16 protein-coding genes are annotated in these 17,416 nt (G+C 72.3%); 10 read left to right on the top strand and 6 right to left on the bottom strand.

Annotated elements, in window-relative coordinates; translation table 11 throughout:
- The 5 genes from HF577_RS21025 to HF577_RS21005 form a co-directional block, all read left to right on the top strand.
- The coding region (locus HF577_RS21025; protein ID WP_169397629.1) for an HAD family hydrolase at positions 1 to 420 on the top strand (420 nt) is incomplete at its 5' end.
- A gap of 5 nt (positions 421 to 425) precedes the next feature.
- A complete protein-coding gene (locus HF577_RS21020; protein ID WP_169397628.1) occupies positions 426 to 773 on the top strand; it encodes a cell wall-binding protein in 348 nt (115 codons plus the stop codon).
- 85 nt (positions 774 to 858) lie between these two features.
- Positions 859 to 2,595 (top strand): NAD(P)/FAD-dependent oxidoreductase, encoded by a 1,737-nt coding sequence (locus HF577_RS21015; protein ID WP_169397627.1) that lies wholly within the window; start codon positions 859 to 861, stop codon positions 2,593 to 2,595.
- A complete protein-coding gene (locus tag HF577_RS21010) occupies positions 2,592 to 4,022 on the top strand; it encodes a hypothetical protein (RefSeq protein ID WP_169397626.1) in 1,431 nt (476 codons plus the stop codon). The genes HF577_RS21015 and HF577_RS21010 overlap by 4 nt, the downstream gene beginning before the upstream one ends.
- Positions 4,023 to 4,113: 91 nt before the next feature.
- Complete coding sequence (locus tag HF577_RS21005) at positions 4,114 to 5,865, top strand: FAD-dependent oxidoreductase (RefSeq protein ID WP_169397625.1); 1,752 nt, start codon at positions 4,114 to 4,116, stop codon at positions 5,863 to 5,865.
- 12 nt (positions 5,866 to 5,877) lie between these two features.
- On the opposite strand, the gene HF577_RS21000 is transcribed toward HF577_RS21005, so the two are convergent.
- Positions 5,878 to 6,822, bottom strand: coding sequence for a lactate/malate family dehydrogenase (locus HF577_RS21000; protein ID WP_169397624.1), 945 nt, complete (start codon positions 6,820 to 6,822; stop codon positions 5,878 to 5,880).
- Between the two features lie 98 nt (positions 6,823 to 6,920).
- Here HF577_RS21000 and HF577_RS20995 point away from each other — a divergent pair, with 98 nt between their 5' ends.
- The 3 genes from HF577_RS20995 to HF577_RS20985 all read left to right on the top strand — a co-directional run bounded on the left by HF577_RS20995 (position 6,921) and on the right by HF577_RS20985 (position 11,489).
- On the top strand, positions 6,921 to 8,624 hold the full coding sequence (locus HF577_RS20995) for a peroxidase family protein (RefSeq protein ID WP_169397623.1): 1,704 nt from the start codon (positions 6,921 to 6,923) through the stop codon (positions 8,622 to 8,624).
- Positions 8,625 to 8,838: 214 nt separating this feature from the next.
- Positions 8,839 to 9,435: an ATP-binding protein gene (locus HF577_RS20990; protein ID WP_169397622.1), complete on the top strand. Its 597-nt coding sequence runs from the start codon at positions 8,839 to 8,841 to the stop codon at positions 9,433 to 9,435.
- Complete coding sequence (locus tag HF577_RS20985) at positions 9,432 to 11,489, top strand: helix-turn-helix transcriptional regulator (RefSeq protein ID WP_169397621.1); 2,058 nt, start codon at positions 9,432 to 9,434, stop codon at positions 11,487 to 11,489. The genes HF577_RS20990 and HF577_RS20985 overlap by 4 nt, the downstream gene beginning before the upstream one ends.
- Positions 11,490 to 11,703: 214 nt before the next feature.
- Here the strand turns inward: HF577_RS20985 and HF577_RS20980 are convergent, their stop codons facing one another.
- Together HF577_RS20980 and HF577_RS20975 are read right to left on the bottom strand one after the other, a co-directional pair.
- Positions 11,704 to 12,432, bottom strand: coding sequence for a hypothetical protein (locus HF577_RS20980; RefSeq protein ID WP_169397620.1), 729 nt, complete (start codon positions 12,430 to 12,432; stop codon positions 11,704 to 11,706).
- A 90-nt stretch (positions 12,433 to 12,522) separates the two neighbouring features.
- Complete coding sequence (locus HF577_RS20975; protein ID WP_246266839.1) at positions 12,523 to 13,221, bottom strand: class I SAM-dependent methyltransferase; 699 nt, start codon at positions 13,219 to 13,221, stop codon at positions 12,523 to 12,525.
- A gap of 238 nt (positions 13,222 to 13,459) precedes the next feature.
- On the opposite strand from HF577_RS20975, the gene HF577_RS20970 reads away from it, so the two are divergent.
- Positions 13,460 to 14,341 carry a cation diffusion facilitator family transporter gene (locus HF577_RS20970; protein WP_246266837.1) on the top strand — a complete coding sequence of 294 codons (882 nt, stop codon included), beginning with the start codon at positions 13,460 to 13,462 and terminating at the stop codon, positions 14,339 to 14,341.
- A gap of 96 nt (positions 14,342 to 14,437) precedes the next feature.
- The gene (locus HF577_RS20965; protein WP_169397617.1) at positions 14,438 to 15,268 is read left to right on the top strand and encodes a siderophore-interacting protein; all 831 of its coding nucleotides are present in this window, start codon (positions 14,438 to 14,440) and stop codon (positions 15,266 to 15,268) included.
- A 96-nt stretch (positions 15,269 to 15,364) separates the two neighbouring features.
- On the opposite strand, the gene HF577_RS20960 is transcribed toward HF577_RS20965, so the two are convergent.
- The 3 genes from HF577_RS20960 to HF577_RS20950 form a co-directional block, all read right to left on the bottom strand.
- Complete coding sequence (locus HF577_RS20960; protein ID WP_169397616.1) at positions 15,365 to 15,736, bottom strand: hypothetical protein; 372 nt, start codon at positions 15,734 to 15,736, stop codon at positions 15,365 to 15,367.
- Between the two features lie 67 nt (positions 15,737 to 15,803).
- Positions 15,804 to 16,235, bottom strand: coding sequence for a GlcG/HbpS family heme-binding protein (locus HF577_RS20955; RefSeq protein ID WP_211174609.1), 432 nt, complete (start codon positions 16,233 to 16,235; stop codon positions 15,804 to 15,806).
- A gap of 76 nt (positions 16,236 to 16,311) precedes the next feature.
- The gene (locus HF577_RS20950) at positions 16,312 to 17,331 is read right to left on the bottom strand and encodes an NADPH:quinone reductase (RefSeq protein WP_169397615.1); all 1,020 of its coding nucleotides are present in this window, start codon (positions 17,329 to 17,331) and stop codon (positions 16,312 to 16,314) included.
- Positions 17,332 to 17,416 lie beyond the last annotated feature (85 nt).

The raw sequence follows: 17,416 nt of genomic DNA, 5'->3' as shown, positions 1-17,416 counted from the left end.
CTGCCCGCCCACCCCGAGGTGCCGGCCGCACTTCGCGCACTGCGTGACACCGGCCTGACCGCCGTCGCACTCGTGAACTCCGTCGAGTCGGTGGGAGAGGCGCAGCTGACGAACGCGGGTATCCGGGACTGCTTCGACCGCGTGATCTCGGCGGACAGCGTCAAGCGGCTGAAGCCGGCACGCGAGCCGTACCAGGCCGTCGCGGACGCCTACGGCGTCCCGATCTCCGATGTCCGATTGGTCGCAGCGCACTCATGGGACGTGACGGGTGCGCTGGCCGCCGGTTGCCGGGCCGCGTTCGTGGCCCGCCCCGGAATGGTCCTGAGCCCGCTCGGGCGCCGGCCCGACATCGTCGGTCCCGACATCGCCGCGGTGGTCGACCGGATCATCGCGATCGACGCGGGCGAACAGCGTCCCTGACCGCGGTGCACCATCGGCACGACCACGCCGACGAGGAGGTCGTCCGCGACCGCTCGCTGCGGGCCGCCTACCTCCGCGAGGTGGCGGGTCTGGTGGACCGGGCGGCGGCGCTCGTGGCCTCCGGGCTGTCGGAGGAGGCGGTCGCGCGGACCCTGCACGCGCAGCGCCGGGCGCTGGCCGAGCGGTACAAGGGCCTGACCTCTCCCGCCCGGCGCGCGCGCCTGTACCGCCGCAACGTCGAGAGGTACGGCGACCCGCACGGGCCCACGGTCGAGAACCTGCGGGCCGGCGGCAGGTCCTGGGCGGACATCATCCTGTCGTCCTCGCGCGCCGGCGCGCCCCCCGAAAGCTGAGCGGGCCCACGTCCTCGTCTCGTAAGACGCGCACTCCTCGACGCGTGCCACGCTCGTCCTACCGCTGAATGGAGGGCGCACTTCAATGCATGAGTCCACCCCGCCTCCCCGCCGTGCACTGCGGGAACGAGCGGCGACGGGCGTCGTCGCCGGCTTGGCCAGCGGCGTCGTCGTCGGGGCCGTCATGGCTTTCCAGGACATGGTCGTGGGGGCGCCCGCATGGTTCGGCTACGTGATCTACGCCGTGGTCCTGGGGGCGCTGCTCGGCGTGACCACCGGATCGGGCCGCTCCCGGTCACCGATCGCCGAGACGGCGTGCGGCGGGGTGCTACTGGGTTGTGTGGGGTGGCTGCTCTACTCGCTCACGCTCGTCCCGCTGCTGGCGGGGACGGCGCCGACCTGGTCGGCCGCGTCGGCGGTGGCGAGCTACCCACAGCTCGTCGGTGACCTGTTGCAGGGCGGCCTGGCGGGTGCCCTGCTGGCGGTGCTCCTCTCGCTCCGGGCGGACCGGACAGCAGGGGCGGGCTCACCGTCGAGACCGCTGGTCCGGATCGTGATCATCGGTGGAGGTTTCGGGGGCGTCAGCGCGGCCAAGACCTTCGAACGGCTCGCTGTGCGCGGCGCCCCGGTCGACGTGACCCTGATCAGCGACTCCAACTACCTGCTGTTCACCCCGATGCTCGCCGAGGTCGCCTCCGGGGCCTTGGAGGCGCGGCACATCAGCGCGCCGGTGCGGGCATCGGCGTCCCACACCCGGTTCCGGCACGGGCGGGTCGACCAGGTGGACCCGATGGCCCGGACCGTCCGCCTGGCCGGCGAGGCGGGCACGATCTCCTACGACCACCTGGTGCTGGCCGTCGGTTCCGTGCCGCACACGTTCGGCCTGCCGGGCGTCGAGCAGCACGCGTGGACCCTCAAGAACCTGTCCGACGCCACCCGGCTGCGCGACCACGTGATCGGCCTGCTGGAGCGTGCCGAGCAGGAGCGCGATCCCGCCGAGCGGCGACGGATCCTCACGTTCGTCGTCGCAGGCGCCGGTTTCGCCGGCACCGAGACCATCGCCGAGCTGTACGACCTGGTGTTCGGGGTGATCCGGTTCTACCCCGCGATCGGCTCGGAGGACGCGCGGTTCGTGCTCGTGCACCCCGGCGACCGGATCCTGCCGGAGCTCGGGCCGGACCTCGGGGTGTACGCGCTGGAACGGCTGGAGGCCAGGGGGATCGAGTTCCGCGGCGGCGCGCGGGTGGCCGAGGCGACCGCCGACCGCGTCCGGCTCGACGACGGCGACTCGATCCCGACGACGACGTTCGTGTGGACGGCGGGCAACCGTCCCGCACCGCTCGCCGCCGGGCTGTCCGGTACGGGCCGGCAACTGCCCACCGATGCGCAGCTGCGCGTGACGGACCTCGACGGGGTGTGGGCGATCGGCGACTGTGCCCGGATACCCGACCCCAGCAGGGACGGCGAGCACTATCCGCCCACGGCCCAGCACGCCATCCGGGAAGGCAAGGTCGTGGCCGCGAACATCGTGACGAGCATTGCCGGCCGGGAGCCCGGTGCCTTCCGCTTCCGCGCGATCGGTGTGCTGGTGGCTCTCGGGCACCGCACGGCTGCGGGGGAGGTGCGGGGCATCCGGTTCTCCGGGCTGGCTGCCTGGTTCCTGTGGCGCGGTGTCTACCTGGCGAAGCTGCCCGGCGTCGAGAAGCGGATCCGCGTGCTGTTCGACTGGCTGCTCGACCTGGCCTTCCCCCGCGACATCGTGGTCACGACGGACGCGAAGGCGCCCGTGCACGACGACGTCGTGGTGGGGAGCGACCGATGAGCACCGCCACGGTCACCGACGCGATCCTGCATCGGCGGGCGGCGATCTCCGGAGGTCTCGCCGGTGTCGCGGGCGGTGTGGTGTTCGGTGCGGCGATGGCGGTGTTCGGGACGCTGCCGACGATCGCCTCGATCCTGCGCACGGACTCCGCGGTCGTCGGCTTCATCCTGCACATGCTGATCGCGGTGCTCATCGGAGCGGCGTTCGGCCTGCTCGTGATCCGGTTCCGCATCCGGGTGCGGGACATGCTGTTCTGGGGCCTGGTGTACGGCGCGGTCTGGTGGTTCCTCGGACCTCAGACGTTGCTGCCGTTGCTGCAGGGCATGCCGGTGGACTGGAGCGCCGCGCATGCCGAGACCCTGCTCCCGAGCCTGGTCGGCCACCTGTTCTACGGGGCGACCGTTGCCGGGGTCTTCGTCCTGCTCCAGCGCGGCGGACGGACCACGGGGCGCGTCCCGGCGGTGGGAGCCGTCGTGCGGGGCGCCGTGGCCGGGACGGCGTGTGCCGCGCTGTTGACCAGGGTCCCGAACTTCCAGGTCGGCTCGTGGGCCTGGCTGCTCACCGGGCTCGTCCTCGGCGTCCTCTATCCGCTGATCTTCACGGGCCGGCCCGAACCCACCGGACCGGCGCTGGCCCGCGGCACCGTCTACGGGTTCGCGGCCTGGGTCGTGGTCGAGCTGACGCTGCAACCGCTGGTGCGCGACGGGAGCCTCGGCTGGTCGCGGACCGACGCGGCGGCCGTGGCGGGGCGGCTGCCCGGGTACCTCCTCCTCGGAGCCGCGACGGCCGTCGTGTTCACCTGGCTGGGGCTGTGGCTGCGCGGGCTGTTCCTCGACGACGTCCGCAAGATCGAGGTCGAGCCGCCGGGTGCGCGGGGACCCCGCGCCACGGCCTACGGCGTGCTGGCCGGAATCGTCGGCGGCCTGCTGTTCACCGTGGTGATGGTCCTCGTGGGCGCACTGCCCATGGTGGCCAGGATCGTGGGCGGGCAGGGGACCTCGGTCGGGTTGGTCGTCCACCTGGTCATCTCGGCGCTGATCGGCGTGACGTACGCCGTGCTGTTCCGGCGGCAGAGCTTCGACGTCCTGTCCGGCATCGGGTGGGGCGTGTCGTACGGCTTCTTCTGGTGGGTGCTCGGTGACCTCACGCTGCTGCCGCTGTTGAGTGGCGGGACCCTCAGCTGGGACACCGCCACCCTCGCGGCGCAGTTCCCGTCCCTCGTGGGGCACCTCGCCTACGGGACGGGGCTCGGGGCCGTCTACTACTGGCTGGAGGCCGGCATCGACCCGTGGTGGATGACCCGCAGCGGCATCGAGGCGTCCCGGGTGACGGCCCGGCGCGAACAGGTGCTCAGTGCCGCTCCTGCCGTGTGGGTGCTCACGGTCCTGGTCGCGGTGACCCTGCCGATCCTGCTCACCGGCGCGTGATCCGTCCCTCCCTCTCATTCGGCCGGACAACGGCGGGCCGGGTGCCAGAATCCGATCCCGTACCGCGACCGCATCGTGCTGGAGGCACAGTTTGAGCGAGGATCTGCAGACCGACGTCCTGGTGATCGGCAGCGGGCCGGCCGGTGGGGGTGTGGCGCTGGCGCTGGCGACGCTGGGCGTCGAGCACATGGTGGTCACGAAGTACAGCTGGACGGCGAACACACCGCGGGCGCACATCACCAACCAGCGCACGATGGAGATCTTCCGCGACCTCGGGATCGAGGACGACGTGCTCGCCCAGGCCACCCCGCACGACCTGATGGGCGACACGGTGTTCTGCACCAGCCTGGCGGGCGACGAGATCGGGCGGGTCCGGACCTGGGGCACGCACCCGGCGCGGGAGGCGGACTACACGCTGGCCAGCCCGTCGTCGAACTGCGACATCCCGCAGACGTTCCTGGAGCCGATCGTGATCGGGCATGCGGCGTCGCGGGGCAGCCGGATCCGGTTCGACACCGAGTACGTCGGGCTGGTGCAGGACGCGGACGGGGTGACGGTGACGGTGCGGGACCGGGTCACCGGGCACCGGTACGACATCCGGGCGAAGTACGTGGTCGGCGCCGATGGTGGGCGCAGCATGGTGGCCGCGGACGTCGGGCTGCCGTTCGAGGGTCAGATGGACGTCGCCGGCTCGATGAACATCGTCTTCCAGGCCGATCTCAGCCACCTCGTCGAGCACCGGCCGAGCGTCCTGTACTGGGTGCTCCAGCCCGGCGCCGACATCGGCGGGATCGGGCTCGGGCTCGTGCGCATGGTCCGGCCGTGGAACGAGTGGCTGATCGTCTGGGGCTACGACATCACCCAGCCGCCGCCCGAGGTCGACGACGAGATGGCGATCTCGATCGTCCACGAGCTGGTCGGGGACGACACGGTGCCGGTCACGATCCGGTCGACTTCGCTGTGGGGCAACAACAAGATGTATGCCACCCGCTACCGGGCGGGCCGGGTGTTCTGCATGGGCGACGCGGTGCACCGGCATCCGCCGTCGAACGGGCTGGGGTCCAACACCTCGATCCAGGACGCCTACAACCTGGCCTGGAAGCTCGCCTACGTGCTGCGCGGCAGCGCAGGCGAGGCGCTGCTGGACTCCTACGACGCGGAGCGGACGCCGGTCGGGAAACAGATCGTGTTGCGGGCGAACAAGAGCATCGAGGAGTTCGGCGCGATCTTCGACGCCCTCGGGATCACCGGCACGGACGACCCGGAGGTGATGCGCCGCCACATCGCGGCGCGGGCCACGAACACGCCGGAGGCGGCGCGGCAGCGGGCGCAGCTGCGGGCCGCGCTGGAGCTGAAGGACTACGAGTTCAACGCGCACGGTGTGGAGCTGGGGCAGCGGTACACCTCAGCGGCGGTGGTGCCCGACGGCACCCCCGAGCCGGAGTACACCCGTGACGCCGAGCTGTACTACCACCCCACCACGTGGCCGGGTGCGCGGCTGCCGCACGTCTGGCTCGGGCGCGACGGGCGCCGGGTCTCGACGCACGACCTGGCGGGCAAGGGCCGGTTCTGCCTGTTCACGGGCATTGCGGGAGAGCAGTGGGCCGAGGCGGTGCCGAAGGTCGCGGACGATCTGGGCATCGAGGTCGTCGCGTACGTGGTCGGGCCGGGCCGGGAGTACATCGACCTGTACGAGGACTGGGCGCGGGTGCGGGAGGTCGAGGAGGACGGCTGCGTGCTCGTCCGGCCCGACGCGCACGTGGCGTGGCGTTCGGCAGGTCGGGTCGACGATCCGGCGGCCGAGCTGCACCGGGTGCTGTCCACCGTGCTCGCCCGCGGCTGACGATCGGTCGGGTCACCGGTAGGCGAGCGCCGTGCGGCTCGCCTCCCGGAGCACCCGCGCGCTCTTGTCGAGCAGCTCGCGCTCACCGTCGTCGAGCTTCGGGGCGATCGTGCGGACGACACCGGCTGCGCCCAGCACGGAGGGCAATGCCATGGTCACGCCGTAGTCGGCACGGAACGAGGCGACCGGCAGCACGGCGTGCTCATCGGTGAGTATCGCCTCGGCCAGCCGCCCGACCACGGCGCCGATCCCGTGCTGGCTGGCGCCGATGCCGTCGATGATCGTGATGTTGCCGAACCGCACCGTCGACTCGATGTGGCTGCGCATCTCCGCCGGGTCGCGGCCCGAGGCGGCGAAGACGTCGAGGACGGGAGTGCCGCCCACGGTGGCGTTCGACCAGCAGAACACCTCCGAGGTGCCGTGCTCACCGAGGACGTACGCGTCGACGTCGCGCGTGGCGACGTCCAGCTCGCGGGCGAGGTGGAACCGGAACCGGAGCGAGTCGATGACGGTGCCCGTCGAGACCACGCGGTCGTGGCCGGCCAGCGCGCGGGTGAGGTCGGCCAGCGGGTCCGGGGGATCGGTGACGACCAGCAGGGTGGCCTCGGGAGCGGCCGCCACGACCGCGGGGACGATCTCCGCGAAGGCGGCGGCGTTCTGCGGGACGAGCACGAGCCGGCCGCGCGGGTCGTTCCGGTCGGTCGCACCGCCCGCCTTCTCGTTGACGCCCGCGGTGATGATGACCAGCCGCGCGCCGGCGAGCTCCTCGTAGCCGGCCGCCCGCACCGTCGCGCCCGACACGAGAGCGGCGGCGTAGCCCGTGTCGGCGGCAAGACCGGCGGCCTTCGGGCCGTCGCGGTCGACGACCAGGATGTCCGCCGCGGCGTCGAAGGTCCGGATCAGGGCGGTCACGGTCGCGGCCCCGACCGCACCGGCGCCGATCACTCCGATCTTCATGACGTTTCCTCTCTCGGTAGGCAGGTGTAGGGAGTTCCCCGAAGCGAGGGCCGGTCCGCCGCCCCCACGCTCGGTGCACCGACATGAGGGAGCACCGAATGACCGGCATTGGCAGGCCGACCCGCGTCCTCGCGGAGCTGTCCCACGGGGGCCACGCGCTCGTCGACAACAACCCCGAGGCGGAGAAGAGCCTCCAGGAACCCGGCACCGACAGTGCACTGAGCCGGGTCGTGAACGAGTCCGTGAGCACCGCCGAGCACGTCGGAACGACGTCCTTCGGCTACCTGTTCGCCCCGCTCTCCGCGATGTTCCCGCACGAGCACCTGCCCAGCAGTACACCCGAGGAGACCAGAACGACCGTCGACGCGCTCAACGCACTGGGTGACGCGATGGTCGATCACGAGAACAGCCCGGTCGCCGACTCGACGATCCCGCCCGTCTACACCTACTGGGGTCAGTTCGTCGACCACGACATCACCGCGAACACCGACCGGGACACCTCGATCGACATCACGGGCGACCCGCTGGTGCCGATCGCGCCGCGCGAGGTGCTCCGGCGGCTCGAGAACCTGCGCAGCCCCGCGCTCAACCTCGACTCGGTGTACGGCGACGGGCCGTTCGTGGACCGGGTGTCGCCGAACGACGAGGCCGTGCCCTACGACGGCATCACGCTGCGGCTCGGCGAGATCCAGCTGATCCCCGACGTCGTCCCGCCCGCTGACGACCTCGCGCGCGACCTGCCGCGCCGCGGAGAGGGGCCCGATCCGGAAACGCGCCGGACCCCGCAGATCGGCGACGGGCGCAACGACGAGAACCTCGTCGTTGCGCAGCTGCACGTCGCGTTCCTGCGCTTCCACAACGCGGCCGTGGTCTGGGTCCGGGCGAACGAACCGCACTGGGGGTCGGAGGTGGAGGTCTTCCTCCGCGCGCGTGACCTGACCCGGTGGGCCTACCAGTGGCTGACCGTCCACGACTACCTGCCGACGGTGACCGCCGCCGGGACGGTCGACACCGTCCTGACCGACGACGTCGACCTGCTGGCCCTGCAGTCCGACACGGTCTACATGCCGCTCGAGTTCTCGGTGGCCGCGTTCCGGTTCGGCCACAGCATGGTGCGGGCCGCCTACGACTGGAACGCGTTCTTCGGACGCGACGGCGATCCCGGGCCTGCGCCTGCGACGTTCGAGCAGCTCTTCCAGTTCACCGGCCGCGGAGGTTTCGCAGGCCAGCTGGAGCGCCTGCCGTCCAACTGGCCGGCGGACTGGAACCGGCTGGTCCACCAGAACGACCCCGACACCGCCCGGTTCGCCCGGAAGATCGACACGCATCTGGCGTTGCCGCTGAGCACGTTGCGCAACGAGGGCACCATCGGAGACCCGGAGCTGCCGGTCAACAAGCTGCTCAAGCAGCTCGCCCGCCGGAATCTCCTGCGTGGTTTCCGGCTCGCGCTGCCCACGGGACAGGCGGTCGCGGAGGCGCTGGGGGTCCCGGCACTCACGCGCGCCGATCTCGAGAACAGCTCGCAACCGGTCAGGGACGCGCTGGCCGCAGGCGGCTTCCTCGACCGGACCCCGCTCTGGTTCTACATCCTGAAGGAGGCCGAGGTGCAGCGGGACGGTCAGTCGCTCGGGGCCGTGGGCAGCATGATCGTCGCGGCCACGCTGATCGGCCAGCTCCGCGCCGACCGGAGGTCCTACCTCAACCAGACCGGGTGGAGTCCCGCACAGGGGGTGCGGCTCCCGGACGGCTCGCCGGTCCGGTCCATCGTGGACTTCCTGCGCTTCGCGGGGGTCCTCACGTAGAACCCGCCTGACCGGCCCGGCACCTGCTCCCCGGGTGCCGGGCCGTCGGCTACGTATACGTAGTTGTGCGTATTTCGGGCCCGCGGGGTATCCCCGGTCCCGGACCCGGCTCCACCGGAGTGTGGAAGGCGTCGAAGCCCCGGCCGTGTCCCCGCCGGCACGCACCCGTCCCCGACCGGCCGGGTCCGCGGGTCGTCCGGGTTCGCTCCGCTCGGTGGCCCCGGTCGTCGAGGGTCCGTTCGTCGGCCGCGCGGCCGAACTCCGGGCGGTACACCGGATGCTCGGCCTCGTTCCCGGGCGCCCCGCAGGTCGCTGCGCCGGGGTGATCGTGGTGGGAGCGCCCGGATGTGGCCGCACGGCGTTCCTGGCCGCCGTCGCCGGCTCTGCCCTCCGCGCCGTGCACTGGGCCAGTGGCGTGGAGGCCGAGTCCGACCTGCCGTTCGTGGCCGTCGCCGGCCTGATCCGGTCGCTCGCGGCGCACGTCGACCGGCTGCCGCCCGGAGAGCGGGCGGCGCTGCATGCCGTGCTGGACGCCGACCCGGCCGGCCCGTCGATGTCCGCGCTCTGCCGGGGGGTGCTCGACCTGGTCGAGGTCGCCGCCGGGGAGCAGCCGCTGGTGCTCGTGGTGGACGACCTGCAGTGGGTCGACGCCGGGTCCCGCCGGGTCCTGCTCTTCGTCGCGCGCCACGCCGTCCGGGCCGGGGTGTTGCTGGCGTCCCGGATCGGGCCGGGCCGCGTTCCGGTGGACGTCGGCGAGAGCCTGCCGGTCGTCCGCCTGGACGGACTCGACGGCACCGACGCGGCACGATGATCGAGGCGCGCGGGTTCGACGTCGGCCCGGCGGTGGTGGCTGAGGTGGTCGCGCGGACCGGGGGCAACCCGGCAGCGGTTCTGGCGACGGTCCGTGGCCTGGCGACGGCCCGGCCCGGCACCGGGCTGCCGGTACGGCTCGGTGCGGCGTCGGAGCGCGCGTGGGCGACGGTGCTCGACGAGATCCCCGGCCGGACGACGCAGGCGCTGGCCGTAGTCGTCACCAGCGCGTCGGCGCGTCTCGCCGAGATCGAGCCCGTGCTCGGCGCGCTCGGTCTGTCGCTGGCCGACATCGAGCCGGCCGAGCGGGCCGGGCTCGTGGAACGCTGCCCGGACGGTCTCCGGCCGACCGACCCGTTGCTCGCGACAGCCGTTCTCAGCCGGGTCCCGCTGGCCACCCACCGGCTGATCCTGCGGACGTTCGCCGACCATGCGGACGAGCCGGTGCGGTGCGAGTACCAGGCCGCCACGCGCACCGTGCCGGACGACGACGTCGCCTCCGCGCTGGCTGCCGCGGCGCGCAGCGCCGACCGCCGGTGCGACCACCTGGTCGCCGCCCGTCTCTGGACCCGCTCGGCCGACCTCTCCGTGGACGACGCCGACCGTGCCGACCGGCTCGTGACGGCTGCCCGGGCTGCGCAACTGGGCGGCAACGCGGCGCGTGCCCTCGCCCAGTGCGACGAGGCGGCGGCCCTCCGGCCGGATCCCGCGCTGCGGTCCACGGCTGCGCCGGTGCGGGCGCGCGTCCTCGGCGTGCTGGGCTATCCGGACCGCGCGTTGGAGGTGCTGGTCGCGGCGTCCTGCGCGGCTGACGACCGGCAGGCCGCCCACATCGCGGCGGAGGCGTTTCTGCCGTCCCGCCAGACCGGCCGGACCGCTGACCTGCTGCGCCTGCTCGGCCGCCGGAGACCTCGGGGGGTGGCGCTCGCAGCCGCGGACCGGACACCTGCGGCGCGCCTTCTCGCACTCCGGGGTGCCACGACGGAGGCGCCGGACCCGTGGGCCGTCCACCACATGATCGTCCTCGGCTTGGACCTGATCGACATCGAGGATCTCCACGGAGCCCGCGCCGTCCTCGACGAGGCAGGTGTTCTCGCCAGGGGACGGGACCCCTCGAGCGCATCGCTGGCCCTCGCGGCCCGGGCCGAGCTCGGCTGGTGGACCGGTGACTGGGGGCGTGCGGTGGCCGACGGCGAGGCAGCCGTGGCCCGCGCCGAGGCGCTCGGCCAGCCCGGACCGCTGGCCCGGGCACTCGTCGGGTTGGCCAGGATCTCCGCGGCCCGCGGCCGCGGCGGCCCGGCGGGGGACCGGCTCCGCCGGGCACGGGAGTCGGCGGGCGCGGGACAGGCCGCCTTCCTCGACCACGTCGCGTCGGTCGAGGGCTTCGCTGCGCTCACCGTCGGCGACCACACCACCGCGATCGAGGTGTTGACGAGACCCGGCGAGGCCGACGCCGCGGCAACGGGCGACCTCGCCGAGGCCTACATCCGCTCCGGGGCGCCCGCAGCGGCCGCCGAACCACTCCGCACCCTCGACCGCATGGCGTCCACGACGAGCCGGAACCATCCGGCGTGGGCCGCGGCCCGCTGCCGGATCCTGCTCGCCGGCGATGTGGACGAGGTGGCCGCGCAGCGGTCCCGGTGGGACCGGTGGCTGTCCGGTCTCCCGTTCGAACGTGCCCGCGTCCTGCTCTGCGCGGCGGAGACGTTGCGGCGGCTGCGCCGGCCGGCGGCAGCACGGCCGCTGCTGCGGGAGGCGGTCGCCGTGTTCGAGGCACTGGGCGCGACGCCGTGGGCCGACCGGGCGCGCGGCGAGCTCGCCGCGAGCGGTGACCGCCGACCCGCGCCCGGCGGGCGGTCCGCACTCGGGCTCCTGACCCCCCAGGAGGAGCAGGTCGCCCGGTCGGTGGCCGCCGGGCTCACCAACCCGGAGGTCGCGGCGGCGCTGTTCCTCTCCCGCAAGACGGTGGAGGCCCACCTGACCCGGGTCTACCGCAAGCTCGGGGTGCGCTCGCGGGTGGCGCTCAGCAGGCAGATGCGGTCTCGCGAGGGGTGAGCCCGGCGGAACACCCGTGGCCTCGGCCCGCGCACGGCCCGGCGAGTCGCCCGTTTCGCGTGCGCGAGTCGCCCGTTTCCCGCCGCGGACGGCCACGGTGACAGCGATGTGGTCCCGTGTCGCTGTTCCCAGGTGGCCTGGCGCCGCGATATGTGTCCATGACGCGGCAGGGGCGTCACGGGCTACCCGCTCCGGCTCGGGTGAGGCCGGCCGCTCAGAGCAGGCGCACCACGGCCGACGCGACCGCTCCGAGGGTGTAGGCGACCGCGAGGTAGGTGATCAGCGGGAACTGCCGGTAGCGCGACCGGACCGACAGGAGGAACGCGAGGGCGACCACGCATTGCACGACGCTGTAGACCAGGCCCACCACGACCCGGTCGAACCCCGCGTAGGCCACAACCGTCACGGCGTACACGACCGCGTTGATCAGCAGCACGACGAACGCGCCCCCGACGACCGGGCTGTGCGGGTTCCGGCGCTCCAGGACCAACAGGGCGACGTTCATCAGGAGTCCGCCGACGAAGAACAGGATGTTCCCCGTGTAGAAGTCGTCGATGAACAGCCCCCCGCACAGGTTCCCCGTGACCGTGGCGGTGTCGCAGTACGTGTTGAAGGTGAACGAGGCGAGCTCGTGTACGCCGTTTCCGGTGGAGTAGTAGTACACCCCGACGATGAAAACGAGGAACACCGTTGCGCCGCCCCGGGCCGAGAGCGCGGAGAAGTTCCCGGAGACCTCCCGGAACAGCAATGCGGGAATGACGACCGTCACGAGGATTATGGCCACCATCTGCACCAGTTCGTGCAGGCGTAGGAAGTCCGAGGGTGGCAGCAGGATCCGCGTGGTGAACGAGAAGCGCTCGACCGACACCAGCACGACGGACAGCGACGTCGCGGTGAAAAGCCGGTTGATCCGGTTCATGATCCGTACGGTTCCGTCCGGCACGGCGCGACGCTACTGGATCACGTGACAGCCGCGACGCCGATGTCTGTTGTGCGAGATATCGAGATCGATCACCCATTTACGGAAATGCGGTCACTGCGCGGCCGGAGGCCCCGTGAGGCGGTGGATCCGGATCTGCGGGAGCCGGGTCGGCGTGGTCTCGACCGAGCGCCACGTCGCCCGCGCGGCATCGAGGAACTCGTCGGACAGCGGGCGTTGCGGATCGGCGATCCACGCAGCGCCGTCGTCGTCGACCAGCCGGGGGAGCAGGTCGAGCAGCTGGTCGACGTTCCGCTGCCCGTACAGCACGTCGGACGCCAGCACGAGCCGCCACGGTGCACGGGCGATCAGCGCAGCCGGCTCGCTCCACGAACACACGGCGGTCTCGACGACGACCTTGTTGCTCTCGGCGTTCACGGCGGCGAACGCGATCGCGTCGGCCGAGCGGTCGGTTGCCAGCACGCGTCCGCCGGCGAGTGCTGCCGCGATGGCCGGCAGGCCCAGCCCGCACCCGAGCTCCAGCACCGCGGCGTCGTGCCAGTCCTGCGCGGACACGGCATGGGCGAGCTCGACGGCACTCGGCCAGAGCTCCGCCCAGTACGGCGGGTAGGCCTCGTCGGTGGCGGCGTCCTCCTCGTAGAGCAGCGCCGCCGCGTCACGGGGGTGCACGAACCCGATGCGCCCGCGGTGCAGGGTGATCGACCCGGCCACGAGGTCCAGGCGCGGGTCGGCACCGGTTCGGTCCGCCGGCTGCCGGGCCATCCGCGCCGGCGACGGCGAGTGGTCCGTCATCCCCGTCATTGTGCCTGGTGACGGGGACCGTGACGCCGATGCGGGAGAGGTTTCAGGAGCGCAGATCGGTGGCCGGTTCGGCCGCGGTCCTCATGTCGACGGCGAGTGCCTCCAACGGGCGTCGGACCGTTTCGACGTCGGTACTTCCGCGTGCATTCCGGGGCGACAGGTCGACCGGCCGCAGCGCGCTGGCGATGATGGCGCGGTGGGCGCCTCCCGTTCTCCCGACGATCGGGCATTGCTGATATCGGTGTGGACGTCGGCGGTGTTCGCCGTGGTCGCGCTGGCGTGGGGGCTGGCGGCCGGCTCCCAGCTGATCGTGTTCGACGGGTTGTACTCGTTCGCCAGCGTCGGGTTGTCGCTGATCGCCGTACTGGCGTTGCGGACGGCCCGCAAGGGCCCTGACGAGCGGTATCCCTGGGGTCGCGAGGCGTGGGAACCGTTGACGGTCGTCGTCAAGGCGGCTGCGCTCGCCGGGTTGAGCGTCTACGCGCTGGTCGGCGCCGTCGGGGAGATCCTCGCCGGGGGCCGGGACGTCTCCGTCGGATGGGCGCTGGGGTACGGGATCGTCGCGACTCTCGCGGGCGGTGCCGTGTCGGTGGTGCTGCGCAGGCGGAGCCGGGCAGGCGGATCGGACCTCGTGCGCGCGGAAGCCGTCGAGTGGCTGGGGGACACCCTTCTCAGCCTGGCCGTGCTCGCCGGCTTCGCGGTCGCGGCGGTGCTGGTCGGCACTGGTCGCGCCGACCTGGCCCGCTATGTCGACCCCGTGATGGTCGCACTGGTCTCGGCGGCCTTCCTCCCGGTGCCGGCGAAGCTCGTGGTCGGCGCGTTCCGCGAACTGCTGGCGATGGCGCCACCGCCACACCTGCAGGCGCGGATCCGGGCGGTCGTGCGTGACGTCGAGCGCAGCTACGGATTCACGGAGTCGTTCGTCCGGGCGTCCAAGGTCGGCGGCCGGTTGGACGTGGAGGTCGAGTTCGTGGTCGGTGACGACTCGACCGCGCAGACGGTGCACCAGTTCGACGCCGTGCGCGCCGACCTCGAGGAGCGGTTCGGGGAGCTCGGGCGGCTGATCTCCATGTCGGTCGGGTTCACCGCCGACCGGAGATGGGCGATGTAGGCGACACCCCGGCCACCCTGTGGACCGGCGCTTCCACTCCCCGCAGCTCTGAGGTTAGGCTGCACTAAGTTACCCAGCGCGGACAACGGGGGTGGAATGGCCGGCCAGCAGCGCGATGCCGTGGAGATGGTGGTCGTCGATGTGCGACGCACGTCGTCGAGCCTGGCCAGGGTGGTGTTCGGCGGACCGGGCCTCGCGGACTTCGCGGTGTCGGACGTGCCGGACGAGGCGTGCCTCCTGCACCTGCCCTTGGCCGACGGCGGGATCGACGAACACGGCCGGTGGTACACGATCCGCGCCTTCGACCCGGCGGCCGGGCGGCTGTCCTTCGACATCGTCACGCACGAGGGCGGGGTGGGGGCCGGCTGGGCCCGCCGCGCACAGGTCGGCGACCGCGTGCGCATCTCCGTGCGCAACAGCTGGTTCCGCCGCCCCGCGGACGCCACCTGGCAGGTACTGCTCGGTGACGTGGCGGCACTCCCGGCGATCGCCCGCATCGCCGAGACGGCCCCGCCCGGCATGCACACGGTCGCGGCGATCGAGATCTCCGATCTCGGCGACGAGATCCCGCTGCCCTGCACGATGACGTCCTGGGTGCACAACACCGACCTCGGCGCGGGCAGCATGCTCGAGGAGATGGTGCGGGGGATCGGGCTGCCCGACGGCCCCGGCTACATCTACGTGGCAGGGGAGTCGGCGGCCACCAGAGCGGTGCGGAAGTACCTGCGGCATGAGCGCGGGATGCCGGCGGGCAGCTACGGCGTGATCGGCTACTGGCGCCGCGACGCCGAGAAGTGGATGAAGATCTACGAGCAGGCGGAGCCGGAGTTCGAACGCATCTGGCAGCAGGCCGAGGCCGCGGGCGGTGACGAGGAGGACGTCCTCGACATCTACGAGGCCAAGCTCGAGGACGCCGGGCTGCTCTGATCGTGAGTGGCACGGCCCGTCGCCGGCGCTCGGGAGCATGCGGCAGGAGCACGAGGCCTCGTGCTCCTGCCGCACCACGACGGCGTGCGCGATGGCTCAACCGTCGAGCAGGGTGCGCACCCGTGCAGCGAACGCAGCCCGCGCCCCTCGCGGGGTGAGCTGCTGTTCGGTACCGGCGTAGGACAGCACGAACGGGCCGATCTGCTGGACGACGTCGCCGAGGCCGGTCGCGAAGCTGACCGCGGCGTCCTCGTCGGGCCACTGATAGACCGACACCGCGTCGGTCGTGATCAGCTGCTCGCAACCGGTCGGTTCACACGTGCCGGTGTTGTCGCGCTGGTTGCCGACCGGGAACAACGGGCCCAGCGCGTCGACGACGTTCTGCGCGGTCGGCCCGCTCGAGCCACAGCCGGCGAGGAGCGCGGCCAGCGTGGCAACGACCAGGGTGATACGTCCGATCTGCGTCACGCTTGATCATCTACGTGTGCTCTCCGGTTGTTACCGTCCGTGCGTACCCGATCCGCGGGCGGTTCGCTCAGACGGCCTCGACCGCGGCGGTCGCCACCTCGTGGTCCTGCTGGGGGGAACCGCCTCCGGCCCCGACGGCGCCGATCACCACACCCGCACTGTCGGTCACCGGAACGGCGCCGCCGACGAACGCGAGCGGCAGCACCGCGGAGGTCTGGATGGTGTAGAGCGGAGCGCCCGGCTGCACGGCGCCGGCGAGGTCGGCAGTCGGGGCGCCGAAGTACACCGCGGTGCGCGCCTTCGCGACCGACGTGTCGACCGAGGCCAGCGCGGCGCCGTCCATCCGGGTCACGTGCACCACGTTCCCGCCGCCGTCCACGACCGTGATCGTGTAGGGGACGCCGATCGCCTCGGCCTTCTCCAGAGCGGCGAGCGTGAGCTGGTGCGCGGTCTCCAACGGCAGGGTCACCGGAGAGATCTGGGACATGGTTCTGGTCATTCGAGGTTCTCCTTGTTATTGATCCGGTGGATCGATCGGTTCATGGGCGAGACTCGGTTGAGGGTGAGACTCGGGTTCAGGACGAGACGTCGACGAGCACCTTGCCGACCCAGTGGTGCTCGACCGCCTCGTGTGCCTCGCGGGTGCGTTCGAGCGGGAAGCGCGCGAGCGGCAGGCCGTGCTGCTCGCCGACGTCGAACGCGCGGGCAGCGACGGCGGCGCTGACCGCGGCGACGGCATCGTCCTTCTGCTGCACCGACGTCGTGTAGGTCAGGATGAACTGGAACTGCACGTTCTTGACCATGCTGGGGAACCACGGGATCGGGATCGTCGGTTCCCGGCCCGCGGTGTACAGGGCGATGGTCCCGCCCGGCGCGACCATCTCCACGTCGAGATCGAGGTTCTCCGTCGGCGCCACCTCGACGATGACGTCCAGGCCGTCCTTGGTCATCCGGCGCACCGCCGCGCCCACGTCATCGCTCGCGCGGATCACGTGGTCCGCCCCTGCCGCCGAGGCCAGGGCCGCCTTGGCGTCGCTGGTGACCGTCGTGAGCACCCGGGCGCCGGCCCATGTGGCCAGCTGGACGGCTGCGTTGCCCACGGCGCCCGCCCCACCCACGACGAACACCACCTTGCCCTTCAGGGCGCCGGGCTCCAGCCGGGCGGGCCCCTCCGCGGCGGAGGTCAGGGCCCGGTGCGCGGTCAGGGCCGGAATTCCCAGCGCGGCGCCGACGTCGAACGACACCCCGTCCGGGAGCGGCACGACGTGGCGGCGGGGCAGGACGACGTACTCCTGGGCGGTTCCGTCGGAACGCAACCAGGCCGCGTCCCACATCCAGACCCGGTCACCGACCGTCAGACCGGGGACACCCGGGCCGACGGCGTCGACGATGCCGGCCCCGTCCTGGTTGGGCACGTGCGGGCCGAGGGTGCCGTCGGTGGTGCCCCTGCCGGAGCGGGCGCCGACGTCGGTGGGGTTGACTCCGGACACGACCACCCGCACGCGGACCTCTCCCGGTCCCACGACCGGGATCGGGCGCTCCACCAGGTGGAGCACGCTGGCCGGGCCGGGGTCGGTGAACATCACAGCTCGCACTGGAGTGTCTCCTCGACGGGGTTGACGACGTGGTGCTCCTCCGAGTCTCGGTGCGGCAGGGCACCCGGCCATCCGTCGTTCGACT

It is taken from the genome of Pseudonocardia xinjiangensis, from assembly GCF_012911925.1.
GTDB lineage: Bacteria > Actinomycetota > Actinomycetes > Mycobacteriales > Pseudonocardiaceae > Pseudonocardia > Pseudonocardia xinjiangensis.
Note: the sequence above shows the minus strand (reverse complement) of the source record. Positions and strands in the feature narration are given on the sequence as shown.